The sequence below is a fragment of the Clostridioides sp. LIBA-7602 genome, from assembly GCF_056688945.1.
In genome coordinates, this window is record NZ_CP196991.1 from 2,662,866 (window position 1) to 2,678,255 (window position 15,390).

Sequence of the window (15,390 nt, forward strand, 5' to 3'; positions counted from 1 at the left end):
TAGTATCACTCCTCATCATTTTTTGGTAACCCAAATAAAAGTTCTTCAAAATTTGAAATTGGCATTGGTTTTGCAAATACATAACCTTGAATATAGTCACAACCTATTTCTTTTAGCATTTTTACTTGATTATAATCTTCAACACCTTCTGCCACAGTAGTCATGGAAAGTGATTTCGCCATACCAATGATACTACTTACTACAGACTTAGTACGACCATAGTTGTTTTTAGTATTTCTAAAAAATATCTTATCTAATTTTAATGTATCTACAGGTATATCCTGTATAAGATTTAATGAAGAGTATCCACTTCCAAAATCATCCATAGAACATCCAAATCCCATTGAATGAATTTCATCAATAATGGCAGATAGGCGTTCAGTGTCTTCATATACCATATTTTCTGTCAGCTCAATCTCAATATACTGTGAAGGTACATTATAACGTGAGAAAATTTCATAATACTTATCTAAAAATTTTTCATCTTTTAATTGAATCCTTGAACAGTTTACAGAGATTTTTACTAAATCTTTACCTTCATCAAACCATCTTTGCAAAGTCATACAGACATTTTCAAACACCCATAAATCTACGTTTACAATAAATCCATTTTTCTCAAATAATGGGATAAATGCATCTGGATAAATCATTCCCTCTGACTTACTAATCCAACGGACTAATGCCTCTGCCCCTCCTATTTTTTCATTTTCAGTCATATATTTAGGCTGTAGATATACTTGGAATTCTCCTTCTTCTAAGGCACTTTCCATCATATCTTCTAATTGTTTTTCACGTACTAATTGTTGACGAACTTTTTCATTATAAATCGAGTACTTTATCTTATTATTTTTAAAATCTTTTGTAGAATCACGCAGTGCAAGCTTTGCACGGTCTGCCATGTATGGAAATTCCATAGAAGTATCTGTAATTATAAAAACACCAAACTGCATAGAAAGAGAAGCCCATTCAAACCCATACTTTCCAGAATTTTTCATTATGGCATTATACCAATCTTCAAATCTTTTAGTTAGAGAAGTGTCTTCACTATATGTTATAAGTATACAGAAGTTATCTGCAAACAATCTTCCCATACATTCATTAGGAGCTAAAAGAGATGTTATGCCATCATATACTCCACGTAATATAGAATCTCCAGCTTCTCTTCCAAACTGGTCATTTAGCATTTTAAACTTTTCAATATTCATATATACAAGTGCATGTTGTTCAGATGATTGTTTCAATAATTCATCTGAGATATTATAAAATCGTTGTATTGTATTTCCTCTAGTTACAGTATCTACATAAGCAATATACTCTAAGTTCTTCTTATGTCGATAAAAAGATATTATCAAAGCTATTGTAAGAATTGCAAATGCTAGTGTTATAAAACCACATAATAATAATGTAATCTTCAACAGTAAGTTTGACTTTGCATTTACTACAGATACTGGCACAAAAGTTAACAAGTACCAATCCTCCTGTCCAATAGGAATATATACCATATATTCATGTGAACCATTTAATTTAAATCCTACTTGCCCACTAAGATTATTGTTTATATCATTTTTCATCTTATTAAAATCACTATTAGAGTCTAACTTAGATTGACTTATAGTGCTCAGTATATTATACCCTGTTTTTTCAGCAATAGGAGATGACGAACGAACTACAACAGTACCATCTTTATTGATAATATGTGAATATGCTTGATTATTAAATGAAGTCATAGATAACACTTTATCAAAAGATTCAGGAGAGTAACTTATTGCAAGTGCAACTATATTTTTATTATCAATAACCACACTATCTAGTGGTACAGCAAAAACTATACATTCCTTATTATCTATCATTTGTGATGTAGACATAGACTCTTTCTTATTTATGACAGCATCTTGAAGGTATGTGTCACTACTAAGAGATACTGATTTACCATCAGAATTGTATGCAACTCCATTTTCATCAATCATCATAATATCTTGACAATTCCAATATTTTTTTTGAGAATCCATCATAGGCTTTGCTTTATGAAAAGAATCTATATTTGTATTTTTTATCATTAATGCTATTGTATCTAATATAGAGTAACTGTCATCAATAATCTTACTCACATTACTCCCTATTCTATTAGATATTTCTTGAAGATAGTTACTACTTTCTTCTTGCACAGTATTTCTCAATTTGCAATAGTATTTAAAACATACTATACCCATAAAAAAACATATAACTATGAATACTATCGCTATTGTTCTAACCATTTGTGCGCTGTTTAATGTTTTTCTTTTTACACTCATATAATATATATCCCCTTGAATAATAAATCTAAATATGTATGAATAATTTTAAAATTTCGAATTTAACTTAAGCTTCAAGTAAGTTATTGTATAATACAAATTTAGATTAATAATAATTTAAATATTTTTATTTATACAAGAATGTTATTTTCTACTACCCTCTATTACTTAAGAAAATAGGAAATTATTGTATTTTCATTACTAATCTCATAATAATCAATCCTTAAAAAATAAACACTTGATAGCCATTTTTATCAATTTATAAAAGATGGTTTAATTATTCTATTAGTTATTAGAAATAATTAATAATTAATTTTTTAATATAGCAACCTATCCTTATTATAGCTTCTATATTTTAATTTTGGAATAGTTTAGATATTTTTTATATTTATATATAATAATATCTTGATTTTTTTTAAAACCTATGTGCAACATATCTTTAAACATACCAAAAATCTTACTATGTACTTATATTTTAGTGCTATATTTATGTTTTAATATATAATAACAATACTATAAAAATAAAATGACAAAAATATTAATAAACATTATCTTATACTGAGTTATCTGTAAATAAAAAAGGCTAACACTATAAAACCAAATAAGCTGATTTTAAGGTATTAACCTTATATTGAATAATTGACTAGATAAAATAATCCATTTTAAAACTCATACTAAAATCAATTGTCCTTATTTTTACATTTTTATATTAAAAATTAACTTAATATCTTTTTTATTTCATTTTTATCTTCAGTATTTAATAGAACCTCTAAAGTATGTTGGTCATTAATTTTTGAAAACAAGCTTCGTATTTCTTTTTTATTGTTTTCTTTAAGTGCTAATAATACTACCAAATCTACCATAAATTTATTATCCCATACAATAGGTTTATTTAATCTTGCTATGGCTATTGCAGGCTTTATAACGTTTTCTGGAAGACCATGTGGTACAGCTACCTTTGAGCCCATTACAACACTTCCCATAGCTTCTCTTTTATATACACTTAAGATATACTTTGAATCTACATATCCACCTTCTTCAAGCTTTGAAACAAGAGTATCAATTATATACTCCTTTGAAATTCCTTCAAAATTGTATAAAATCAAATCTTCATGTATTAAATTATCCAATTTATTATCACTATTTAAAGCTGGTTGTTTATTATTTAAGTGTTCTAAAACTTTATTAATACCATTTTTTCCAAGTACCTCGTTATAAGAGATAAAAGGTACATTTTTATAATCTATATCAATAGTTCCACAGATAGCAATAATATTATATTCAGTTTCAATATCATTTAACTCTTCTTCTAAATTATTATTTAAAAAAGCAATTGGCTTTACTTCAATTGAAGTATCATACTCCTTAATTTGTTTTTCTATATGCTCCTTTAAATTTAAAGCTGTGCCTACACCACTCAAGCACAATGTAATAATTACATTTTTCTTCCCATACTCATTTTTTCTATAACTAAACTTATTTGTATTTATCATGGCATAATTTTTATTTTTCTTTAAATCCGCTATTATCCCATCTAAACTTTTTCCTTCAATAGTTGCAAGTTTTCCTGCTTCCATTGCCAATAATGTATCTACTCTGTTTACGGTTTTACATCTAATACCAAGTCTTTTTTCAACCTCATCACCAAGAATTACTAAAGAACCCATATCAATTAGGACTAGAATCCCTTTTCTAGCTTCTATCTTCCGAAGTTCCTCTAATACATGTTCTATACCTTCTGATGGTGAATCCGTAAGTGCTATTTCTATACCCAATGTACATTCTATACCAAGAATATGGTTTACGACATTAGACATTTCAATACCGACTTTACCATGTGTAACTATTACTACTTTTACTTTATCTTTTATACTTTCCTCATTATAGCAAAATTTATTTATATAATAAGCTAAATATCCAAGTTCATCTTCTGGAAATGTAACTTGTGTTAAGTCTTCTACTATACCCATTATATATCTGGATAACTCATATTCCATTGGCATTGATGCTTTTATTTTATCTAAACTCGGATTTATTATAGGTTTACCATCTTTTATTCTACCTATAGCATGTTCGATGTGAATTGCTAGAGCTAAATATAGCCCTTGATTTACATGTTTAAACTGCTCTTTAATAAATATTATTACCTTATCCATTATCTCTAGTGTAGACTCTTTTAATTGTCCACCCCAGTCTATTCTACTTCTCCTGTCAGACAAGTTTTTATTATTTTTAATAGCATTAAACTTTTTATCTAACTTTTCTATAAATGCATTTTTTAATTCTTCTTCAGAAAAACATTTACTCTCCAGAACCTTAAGTTCTTTTTCTGCATAATTGTATATTTCACTTATCTCATTATCTGATAAAATTCTATTTTTCCCACTAACCAATTCACTAATATCTATATATATATCTTCAACTGAGAACTCAGAATACTTTTCATTTTCACAATTACAATCATAATATCCACTTTTTATATAATCTCTTAAACTATCTAAATCTATAATTACCTTATCGCTAGAAAATATTGATTTGCTAAAAGCCCTAGCACAGGTTACTTGTATATCACTCTTTAACTGACCTATATTTCCAGTACACTTATAATTCATAAGTGCACACATAACTTCTTTAGTTATTATAAAATTCTTGTTTACTCGTTTTGCTTCTCTTTCAAAAAACTTTATTATTATTTCATATCTTTCAGACTTCGGTCTTTCACTCATATTAGGTAAATTTATTACCATTGGTATACGTCTTCTAAATGTTTGAAGTAAATTAGAATTTGGATTTTCTGTTGTAGCACTTATTATGAGAACATTTGCCTTTCTAGTAGAACTACTTTCTCCTAACCTTCTAAATTCTCCTCTATCTATTAATGAAAATAATATCTCTTGCCCAGCAGCAGGCAATCTATGAATTTCATCTAAAAATAAAATTCCATTATCAGCTTGTTCTACAAGACCTTCTCTATTTGCATCGGCTCCTGTATATGCACCTTTTACTACTCCAAAAAGTTGAGCTATCAATAAATTAGGATTTTCTGCATAATCTGCACAGTTAAACACTATAAATGGACTGTTCTCTTCTTTGATATTGTTTTTTACAGCATATTTATACATACATGTAGCTAGTTCACTTTTTCCTACACCTGTCTCTCCATATATTATAGTATGAAGACCATTAGGAGGATACATTATTGCTGACTTAGCTAAGTTTACCTTTTCTTTTAGGCTTCCTTTTATACCTATCAAGTCTTCAAATCCATCTTCTTCTACAGCCTTACTTACCTTTACATGCTTTCCCGATGATGCTGGTTCTTTATCTTTAATACCACTCTTTGACTGATTCAAATTTTCTTCTTTTAACAGTTTGGACACTGCACTTCTTGATATGTTATATCCATTTTCTATTAATATCTCAGTTATTTTTCTTTCAGACATATGAGGGTTTTCACTTACAATTTTTGATATATCTTTTATTAATATTGTTTTTCTTCTTTCTCTTGAATCTAAAATATTATTCTTCTTTCTGACTGCTATAACTTCAGACCTAGCTACGTCTAACATTTCAGCAAGTTCTTGGTCAGTATATGGATTTTTTTTATCTTCTCTTTGTATTTCTCTTAATATTTTATCCATTTTTCGCCTCCTCACTTAAAAAATTAATCTATTTCAATATATTATACACCAAAATAAGACTAGGCAAAATAGCCTAGCCTTATTACTTAGAATTTCCATAATAGCCACTTTAATATACTTATAATCACACTTTACAATTATAATTTTAAAGAAGCACCTTCCCAATCCTTCATAAAGCTATCTATTCCTTTGTCTGTCAAAGGATGCTTAATCATTTGGTTTATAACTTTAAGAGGAACTGTTGCTATATCTGCTCCCATTCTAGCAGCCTGTAAAACATGTATTGGATTTCTAACACTAGCAACTATTATTTGAGCCTCAATACTATTTACACTAAATATGTCAACGATTTCTTCAATTAAATCAAGACCATTTTGTGATATGTCATCTAATCTTCCAACAAAAGGACTTACATATGTAGCACCAGCTCTAGCAGCTAAAAGAGCTTGTCCGGCAGAGAATATAAGTGTAACGTTAGTTTTTATACCTTTACTTGATAGTACTTTTACTGCTTTTAATCCTTCTGCTGTCATAGGTATTTTTATAACTATATTTTTATGTATCTTAGATAATTTTTCTGCTTCTTCTATCATTCCTTTATGCTCTAAACTTATTACTTCTGCACTTATTGGTCCATCTACTATTTCGCTTATTTCTTTAACTACCTCTATAAAATCTCTACCTTCTTTAGCTATTAGTGATGGATTGGTAGTCACTCCACATATCACACCTAAATCATTTGCTTCTTTTATCTCTTCAATATTGGCTGTGTCTATAAAAAATCTCATAAAAAAATCCTCCATAATTACATAATTAAAATATGTGCTAAACACAAGTATATAATATCATAAATTATCTAAAGTTTACAGTTCCATTATCTATAGATTCTACTACTGCCAAAGATTCTAATCTTACATTATTGGCCTTTAAAAGTGCTCCTCCAGCTTGGAAACCTTTTTCAATAACAATTCCTACTCCAACTAAGTTTGCTTCTGCTTGCTCAATTAAATCTTTAAGACCAAGAGCAGCCCTTCCATTTGCCAAGAAATCATCTACTATCAGTATCTTTTCACCTTTGTTTATATACTTTTTAGAAACTTTAACTGAGTATTCCTTAGCCTTAGTGAATGAATATACATTAGTTTCATACACGTCTTTATCTAAGTTTTTAGATTCCGATTTTTTTGCAAATACTACAGGTGCATTATCAAAATACTGCGAAACAATTGATGCTATAGCTATTCCTGAAGCTTCTATTGTAAATATTTTATCTACCTTTTCTCCTTTAAATCTCTCTTTGAACTCTCTTCCTATTTCATTTAAAAAAGCTACGTCAATTTGATGATTTAAAAAGCTATCAACTTTTAGTATGTCATTTCCTGAAACACTGCCTTCTCTCAATATCTTTTCTTGTAAAGCCTTCATTGAACTCCCACCTAACCCTTTCTAAAATTATATTAATAAAAAAATTATATTTGCTCTAATTTTACTATCTATACTACTAGTATTTTATATTAAAATACTAAAAAAGCTCCTGTCTATATCATAGACAGGAGCTTAAAATTCAAAGTAATTAACTTAATATATAATTTAAAATAAGTATAAACTATATCTTCTTCACTCCTGTAGTCAAGCTATTAATGGTAGCTTAGTAGAAACATTTGAACCGTATTATCAAAAATATACAGGTAAATATATTAATTTATTCTTTTTAATTATATATTATAATTCTCTATTATTCAACAAATAATTCAAACTGTGTAGAATAATATACCATAAATAGTTTATCAACACTCAATTTTTCAAGCAAATTTATAAATTTTCCATAAATGTATAACTTTTTTCAATATTATCTAAAAGTTCATCATCATTTATATTAGATATTTTAGCAATGGCTTTTTTTACCCCATTCAATTTTATCAACTCTTGTAATTCTACACTTTGAGCATCTTCACTATTATTATAATGAAGTGCTGCACCTATTCCAAGAATCAAATTGTCAACTGATAATCCATATGACTTTGCTGTAATTAAAGGTTTAATCAATCTATCTTTGTCACTTAATTTTCTTAATGGCTCTCTTCCAACTCTAACTACATCGTCATTAAGATATGGATTTTTAAATCTATTTAAAATCTTATCAATATACTTATAGTGTGCTTTGGAATCAAAATTGTATTTTTTAATTAATCCTTCTCCACTTTCTATCATAGCATTTTTAACTATATTACAAATGTATTCATCTTTTATACTTTCTTCTATAGTCTTATATCCTTTTAAATAGCCTATATAAGCTGTTATAGCATGTCCTGTATTTAGTGTAAACAACTTACGTTCAATATAAGCCATAAGATTGTCAGCTAAGTTCATTCCAACTATGTTTGGTATCTCTCCTTTAAATCCTTGTTTTTCAACATTCCATTCATAGAAATTTTCGACTGTTACATCAAGAGGATTTTCATTTTTACCTGGAGGAACTATTCTATCAACTGAACAGTTTGGGAAACCAACATACATCTCTAAATAATCCACTTCTTCCTTACTTAAATACTTAATAACTTCCTCTTTTAGAGAAGAACTTGCATATATTGCATTTTCGCAAGCTATTATATTTAGATTATCTGTTAATCCATTTTCTTTTCTAGTCTTTATACCTTTTGCAATTGTAGAAGCTATTTTAGTTAAAACTAAAGGTCCAACTGCTGTAGTTATTATTTCAGCCTCTACAATCTCATCTATTATTTCTTCTTTTATAGATGAAACTCCACTTATATTATCAATTACTTCATCTATACATTCTACATCCCTTATGTGTATAGTGTATTTTTTATCTTTATTTATTGCGTTTAATATTTCTTCATTTACATCAGCAAATACTACATGATAACCTGATTTAACTAATAAGCCTCCAATAAATCCTCTTCCAATATTTCCTGCTCCAAACTGAATTGCCTTTTTCATTTTAAGTTCCTCCTAAGATTAGTTGGCAAAAGCTTCCATGAAAGCTTGTTTGTCATTTGAATTTTTTAGTCTTTCTGTTAAATCATCGTCTAAAACTATTGCTATATTAGATAATATCTCTAAATGTTCATCTCCAACACCAGCTATCCCTATTAGTAAGTACGCTTTTTCTCCATCAAAATCTATTCCATTAGGAAATTGTAATATAACTATTCCTGAAGATAAAATTTCTTTTTTAGCTTCATTTACACCATGTGGAATAGCAACACCCATTCCCATATATGTAGTCATTACTTTTTCTCTTTCTAACATTGCTGGTATATATTCTTCTTTTACATACCCATTTTCAACTAATTTTCTTCCTGCTAAAGTTATAGCTTCTTCCTTTGAAACACTATCTAATCCTAAAAATATATTATTCTCATTTAATACTTTACTCATAATATCAACCTTCCTTTTTAATATAATTTTATTTATCTATAAATGTTTTTAATCTGTTTGTATAAAAATTAAAAACTATATCTTTTACTTCTAATATCATCTCTTCTATATAAAATTTATTTATCTTATTAGTAAAAACTATATTATCTATTAGTGAACCACTTATTTCACTCATTATTTGCCTCTGATAGCTAGGTGAATTTTTAGGAAGCAACATAAAAACTACATTATCAATTTCTTCATTTGAATCTAGCATGATTTTGTTTTCTAACTTTATTATTGCTAACTTCATAATATCTATTCTTTCACTCATACAATGTAATAATAGAATTTTTGATTCTTCTATATATGGAATTGAGATTTTTAATCTTTCTTCTAATGCTTCTTTTATAGATATTCTATCTTCACTAGACTTTGCAAATATTTTTGATGAATCTACAATAAGCTCACTTAAATCTTTACTTTTAAATTTTTCAAATTGAACTTCCTCTAAAAATTGAAGAATATCTTTTCCTATATTCATGCTTTCTGTTATCTGCTCATAAACTTTATTCTTATTTTTAGTATCGTTTTTTACATTTAAATTAATTAGTTTATTTTGAGCTATAGACTTTATTTTTTCCTTGATTATCTGTTCATCTTCTAAGCTCATAAATGGACCTACACATATATAATCTAAGTTTGTATTTAACTCAACTGTAGACACAATTAAGTCCACATCTTTTTCCCTTAAATAATCTTCATCTATATTTATAGCTGAGATGGTTTCAAGTATATTTAAGTTTGGAAACTTATTTTCAATCTTAGTTGATAAGAATCTTGATGTCCCTATTCCAGTAGGACATGCTACAACAAGATTTATATTAGTATACATCATTAGATTTTTTTCTATAGCTGATGCAAAGTGCATTGCAATATACCCTATTTCAGACTCAGGTATTGAATTTATATTTAGCTTATCTTTTATTATTCTAGAAATTTTTTCAACTCCATTATAGGCATATGAATACTTACTTTTTATTTCATCTAAAAGAGGATTCCTTATTTCTAATCCCATATTCAATCTATTTATAGAAGGTCCTAAATGATTTGCTAGGTCTTTAAACAATCTCTCATCATTTTTAAGACTTATTTTAAATTCATCTTCAGCTAAATCTATCATCTTGTTTGTAATGTCCATCACTTCTATATCATCTAAGTTTAAGGCTTTATGATTTGAAGATGACCTTTGCTTTGCACCTCTGATGTGCATGGTTATATATCCAACCTCATCTAATGGTATATCCATACTAAAGTCTATTTCCATACCATTTACGATTTCTTGGGCTAATCTAAACTCTTCTGTCATAGATAATTCTTTTAGAAATTCTTTGTCCATAGTTATATTTTCACCATTTTTTATCCTTTGTAAAGCTAATGAAATATGAACTACAAGACCTATATATGCACTATCAGCTAAATTCACATCTAAATCTGAAAGCTTCTTTGTTAATGTACTTTCAACTTTTCTTATTATGCATCTATCCATTAAGTTTAAAAGTCTATTTTCACTTAAAATTTCTATTGCTTTATCTGTCTGTATATTCTCACTTATATTTCTGACCATATCTAATATTTCTTTTTCATTGAATGAATCATATATAAGATTTACATATGCTTCTCTGAAGCTTTTTTCCTGACCTTTTAGGTAAACACCAAGCCCTGGTTTTCTAACAAGCTCAATATCAAATCTTTCCAACCATTTACTTGCTAATGCAAAATCATTATTCAATACCCCTTCAGATACTTTTAATAGTTTTGCAAAATAATAAGATTTTACTGGCTCATTAGAAATTAGTAGCTTTGATAATATAATTAAATTTCTTTCTTCCTTACTGTATTCTTTTTCTATTTTCTCTTCTTCTAACAACTCGATTATAAAATTTTGATTTTCTATATTTTCTTCTAAAATCAATCCAACTCCTGGTTTTTTTACAAAATTAAAATCATTTTCATCAAACCATTTTTCAATTCCAGACATATCTCTAAGTACAGTTCTTGAACTTAAATCCAACTCTCCTGCAATCTCAGAAATAGTTATTGGAATATTTTTTTTTGAATTTTCTACTATCATTAGTATTATCTTTTTTTGTCTAGATGTAATCTTCTTTTTTTTCAAATTATCCACTCCTAATCAGTGGTACTTTTTATTTTTATTTAGATTCTAATCTTTTAAATAATGTATCTAAATTTGGGTCATTTAAAAAGTTGTTTATTGAAACTATCTCAACACTTGAATTATTCTTAGCTACTCTTTCAACTAGTGTATTATGAGTTACTACTATTTGTGTATCATCTGGAAGATTATCGACAGATGAATTTGTAATTTCTATATTCAAATCTAAATTTTTTATTCTATTTTTAAATCTAGAAGCTCCCATTGCACTAGAACCCATTCCCGCATCACATGCAAATACAATCTTCTTAATTTCATTTACTTCAAGTTGCTTTTCTTCAACACTTTTATCAGAATTCTTACTTGCAGATTTCATATCACTCATTTTTGCTTTAGCTTCTTCTAAAGTACCATCTTCTTCACTTTGATTTGCTGAAGCTCTCTTAACAAATGGCGCTGCTACCAAGAATGATACAGCTGTTGCCACTGCAACCCCTGCTAAGACTGGAAGTAACTCTCCCTTTGGTGCTAGTGCCATAAGTGCAAATATGCTTCCTGGTGATGGTGCTGCTACAAGTCCAGCTCCTAGTATTGAGAAAGTTAATATTCCTGCTGCTCCACCTGCCATTGTAGCTAATATTAAAACTGGATTCATTAAGATGTATGGGAAGTATATTTCATGTATACCACCAAAGAAATGTATTATTACAGCTCCTGGTGCTGATTGTTTTACGCTTCCTCTACTAAACATCCAGTATGCTAATAGAACTCCTAAACCTGGTCCAGGGTTACTTTCTAATAAGAACATTATAGATTTACCTGCTTCTTTTGCTTCAGCTATACCTATAGGTCCTAATATACCATGATTTATTGCATTGTTTAAGAACAATACTTTTCCAGGCTCTATAAATGCTGAAACTAAAGGTAATAAACTTTTGCTAACTATAAATTGAACTCCAGATTCTATAAGAGCTGTACCTGCTACTATTGCTGGCCCTATTGCATAAAATCCTAATATTGCAAGAAGCATACCTATTATACCTATTGAAAAGTTATTTACTAACATTTCAAATCCTGTTGGTATCTTACCATCTACAAATTTATCGAATTTCTTGATTATCCATCCTGCAAATGGTCCCATTATCATAGCTCCGATAAACATTGGTATATCAGCTCCAACGATTACGCCCATCGCTGCTGCTGCACCTATTACTCCACCTCTTTGTCCTGCTATTGCTTTACCACCAGTGTAAGCTATCAACAGTGGTAAAAGGTATTTTATCATTGGGTCACCTATTGTACTTAATTTCTCATTAGGCATCCACCCTGTTGGTATAAATAATGCTGTTATAAGGCCCCATGCTATAAAAGCTCCTATGTTTGGCATTACCATACCACTTAAAAATTTTCCTATTCGCTGTATAGATGTCTTTATTGTCGATTGATTAGAACTGCTCATAATTTTACCTCCATTTGAATTATATTCTATATCGATATGATTCCCTTTTGTTATACTTTTATTATAGAGTTTATATTTTCTAGTAACAACTTTAAGAAATCGTTTCTATGTCACTTAAGATAATGACATTTGTCATTTTAGTTTTTGTTTAACTTTATTTATGTAGTACTTTAGAGTATCTAGTGTTACAAATAATACTATTTTTATAAAATATTTAAATTTATAATATTCTTTTTTATTATATATTGTATATTTTTTTCTGTAGTATTTTAAAACATATTAGTATTTTTAAGTTATTTAATAATTTTATACATTAGATTAGATACTGTTGACAAAGAAACACTCTGTAAATTATATATATTCTTCTATTATTTCTATATAATTTACTTAATTGTGAGAACATTATTATTTTAAAGTTACTTATACTTAGAATAACTTCATTACTTTGTGATTAATTAACTTTAATAGAAAAACCAATAATAATTCAATTAAATAATTTTATTAGAGGTACTTTTGGATATACTAATATAGACTTATTTGACCTGTGCTTTTGATATTTGTACTCTCTATGTCAATATTGTCAACATAAAGTGTATAAGTATAATGTATGGATAACTAAATATTAATTTCTAATTAGCTACTATACAATATTACCCTATAAAGCAATATATATTAAACAAATTTAATGAAAATAGTTTAAATTTTTCAAAAATCTCAATATTTGACAAAATACTTTAATAAAATTAAAGAATAAGTTATAATTAATACTATCAATTATAAAAAGTATAAAAATATAAGGAGTGATTAAAAAATGGCGTTTTATTTTGATACACCATCACATACTTTCAGTGAATACCTTCTTGTTCCAGGTTTCTCTTCTACTGATTGTATACCTGCTAATGTAAGTTTGAAAACACCTGTTACTAAATTTAAAAAAGGCGAGGAAGCAGATATTTATATGAATATACCTTTGACTTCTGCTATTATGCAATCTGTTTCTGATGACAAGATGGCTATTGCACTTGCTAAAGAAGGTGGTATTTCATTTATATACGGTTCTCAAAGTATTGAAAGTGAAGCTGCTATGGTAGCACGTGTTAAATCTCACAAAGCTGGTTTTGTTGTAAGTGATTCAAATATTAAACCTGAGAATACACTAAAAGACATACTTGAATTAAAAGAAAAAACTGGACATTCTACAGTTGCTGTTACTGAAGATGGGACTTCAACTGGTAAATTATTAGGTATTGTCGCAAGTCGTGATTATCGTATAAGTCGTATGGATTTAGATACCAAAGTTAGTGAATTTATGACTCCTATGTCATCCATAGTTTATGCTAACAAAGACGTTACTTTAAAAGAAGCAAACAACATTATATGGGACCACAAGCTTAATTCTCTTCCTGTACTTGATGACAACGGTAATCTTGTTTATATGGTATTCCGTAAAGATTACTCTTCTCATAAAGAAAATCCACTTGAGCTTTTAGATTCTTCTAAAAGATATGTAGTTGGAGCTGGTATCAATACTAGAGACTTCGCTGAACGTGTTCCTGCTTTAGTTGAAGCTGGTGCTGATGTTTTATGTATAGATTCTTCAGAAGGTTTTTCTGAATGGCAGAAAATAACTCTTGATTTTATTCGTGGAAAATATGGTGATACAGTTAAGGTTGGAGCTGGAAATGTAGTTGACCGTGAAGGATTCCTTTACTTAGCTGAAGCTGGTGCTGACTTTGTTAAAGTTGGTATTGGTGGTGGCTCTATATGTATTACTCGTGAACAAAAAGGTATAGGACGTGGACAAGCTACTTCTATAATTGAAGTTGCACAAGCTAGAGATGAGTACTTTGAAAAAACAGGTATTTATATTCCAATTTGTTCTGATGGTGGTATCGTTTATGACCATCATATAACTTTAGCTTTAGCTATGGGTGCAGATTTTATAATGCTTGGTAGATATTTCTCTCGTTTTGATGAGAGTCCAACTAACAAAGTTAATATAAATGGTAGTTATATGAAAGAATACTGGGGAGAAGGTTCTGCACGTGCTAGAAACTGGCAAAGATATGACCTTGGTGGAGATAAGAAACTTTCTTTTGAAGAAGGTGTTGACTCTTATGTACCTTATGCTGGTTCTTTAAAGGACAATGTAACTCTTTCTTTAAGTAAAGTTCGTTCTACTATGTGTAACTGTGGAGCTCTTAGCATACCTGAACTTCAAAAGAATGCTAAGCTTACACTTGTATCTTCTACTAGTATAGTTGAAGGTGGAGCTCATGATGTTATGTTAAAGGATAATAGAAATTTATAATATAAATAAAAGAGGCTGTCTCGAAACAGAGATAAGCTTCTTTTCTATTGTTGAAATTATAAAAATATATTTATTTCATACAAAAAGAGCGCCTAATGAACTAAAAAGTTTATTTTGAGACACCCTTTTTC

9 protein-coding genes and 1 riboswitch are annotated in these 15,390 nt (G+C 28.5%); of the genes, 1 reads left to right on the forward strand and 8 read right to left on the reverse strand.

Annotated elements, in window-relative coordinates:
- Nucleotides 1–5: 5 nt before the first annotated feature.
- From ACTG45_RS12710 to ACTG45_RS12745, 8 genes are all read right to left on the reverse strand, one after another.
- Entirely contained in the window at nucleotides 6–2,291 is a 2,286-nt protein-coding gene (locus tag ACTG45_RS12710; protein WP_479919099.1) for a bifunctional diguanylate cyclase/phosphodiesterase, read from the reverse strand.
- Between the two features lie 716 nt (nucleotides 2,292–3,007).
- The gene (locus tag ACTG45_RS12715; RefSeq protein ID WP_021385120.1) at nucleotides 3,008–5,932 is read right to left on the reverse strand and encodes a sigma 54-interacting transcriptional regulator; all 2,925 of its coding nucleotides are present in this window, start codon (nucleotides 5,930–5,932) and stop codon (nucleotides 3,008–3,010) included.
- Nucleotides 5,933–6,069: 137 nt separating this feature from the next.
- Nucleotides 6,070–6,720 carry a fructose-6-phosphate aldolase gene (fsa, locus tag ACTG45_RS12720; RefSeq protein ID WP_003423115.1) on the reverse strand — a complete coding sequence of 217 codons (651 nt, stop codon included), beginning with the start codon at nucleotides 6,718–6,720 and terminating at the stop codon, nucleotides 6,070–6,072.
- Nucleotides 6,721–6,784: 64 nt separating this feature from the next.
- Complete coding sequence (locus tag ACTG45_RS12725) at nucleotides 6,785–7,357, reverse strand: xanthine phosphoribosyltransferase (protein ID WP_021385179.1); 573 nt, start codon at nucleotides 7,355–7,357, stop codon at nucleotides 6,785–6,787.
- 181 nt (nucleotides 7,358–7,538) lie between these two features.
- Nucleotides 7,539–7,640: riboswitch (purine riboswitch) on the reverse strand.
- A 104-nt stretch (nucleotides 7,641–7,744) separates the two neighbouring features.
- Nucleotides 7,745–8,893: a mannitol-1-phosphate 5-dehydrogenase gene (locus ACTG45_RS12730; RefSeq protein WP_479919100.1), complete on the reverse strand. Its 1,149-nt coding sequence runs from the start codon at nucleotides 8,891–8,893 to the stop codon at nucleotides 7,745–7,747.
- Nucleotides 8,894–8,911: 18 nt separating this feature from the next.
- Entirely contained in the window at nucleotides 8,912–9,334 is a 423-nt protein-coding gene (locus ACTG45_RS12735; RefSeq protein WP_021385085.1) for a PTS mannitol transporter subunit IIA, read from the reverse strand.
- Between the two features lie 28 nt (nucleotides 9,335–9,362).
- A complete protein-coding gene (locus tag ACTG45_RS12740; RefSeq protein ID WP_234781121.1) occupies nucleotides 9,363–11,501 on the reverse strand; it encodes a BglG family transcription antiterminator in 2,139 nt (712 codons plus the stop codon).
- A gap of 25 nt (nucleotides 11,502–11,526) precedes the next feature.
- Complete coding sequence (locus ACTG45_RS12745; protein ID WP_479919101.1) at nucleotides 11,527–12,948, reverse strand: PTS mannitol transporter subunit IIBC; 1,422 nt, start codon at nucleotides 12,946–12,948, stop codon at nucleotides 11,527–11,529.
- Nucleotides 12,949–13,759: 811 nt separating this feature from the next.
- On the opposite strand from ACTG45_RS12745, the gene ACTG45_RS12750 reads away from it, so the two are divergent.
- Nucleotides 13,760–15,259 (forward strand): IMP dehydrogenase, encoded by a 1,500-nt coding sequence (locus ACTG45_RS12750; RefSeq protein ID WP_021385196.1) that lies wholly within the window; start codon nucleotides 13,760–13,762, stop codon nucleotides 15,257–15,259.
- Nucleotides 15,260–15,390: the final 131 nt, after the last annotated feature.

Excerpts from the sequence above, each read along its gene's own strand:
- ACTG45_RS12730 (WP_479919100.1), bottom strand. The coding sequence starts at position 8,893 with ATGAAAAAGGCAATTCAGTTTGGAGCAGGAAATATTGGAAGAGGATTT.
- fsa (WP_003423115.1), bottom strand. The coding sequence starts at position 6,720 with ATGAGATTTTTTATAGACACAGCCAATATTGAAGAGATAAAAGAAGCA.
- ACTG45_RS12750 (WP_021385196.1), top strand. The coding sequence starts at position 13,760 with ATGGCGTTTTATTTTGATACACCATCACATACTTTCAGTGAATACCTT.
- ACTG45_RS12725 (WP_021385179.1), bottom strand. The coding sequence starts at position 7,357 with ATGAAGGCTTTACAAGAAAAGATATTGAGAGAAGGCAGTGTTTCAGGA.
- ACTG45_RS12745 (WP_479919101.1), bottom strand. The coding sequence starts at position 12,948 with ATGAGCAGTTCTAATCAATCGACAATAAAGACATCTATACAGCGAATA.
- ACTG45_RS12735 (WP_021385085.1), bottom strand. The coding sequence starts at position 9,334 with ATGAGTAAAGTATTAAATGAGAATAATATATTTTTAGGATTAGATAGT.
- ACTG45_RS12710 (WP_479919099.1), bottom strand. The coding sequence starts at position 2,291 with ATGAGTGTAAAAAGAAAAACATTAAACAGCGCACAAATGGTTAGAACA.
- ACTG45_RS12715 (WP_021385120.1), bottom strand. The coding sequence starts at position 5,932 with ATGGATAAAATATTAAGAGAAATACAAAGAGAAGATAAAAAAAATCCA.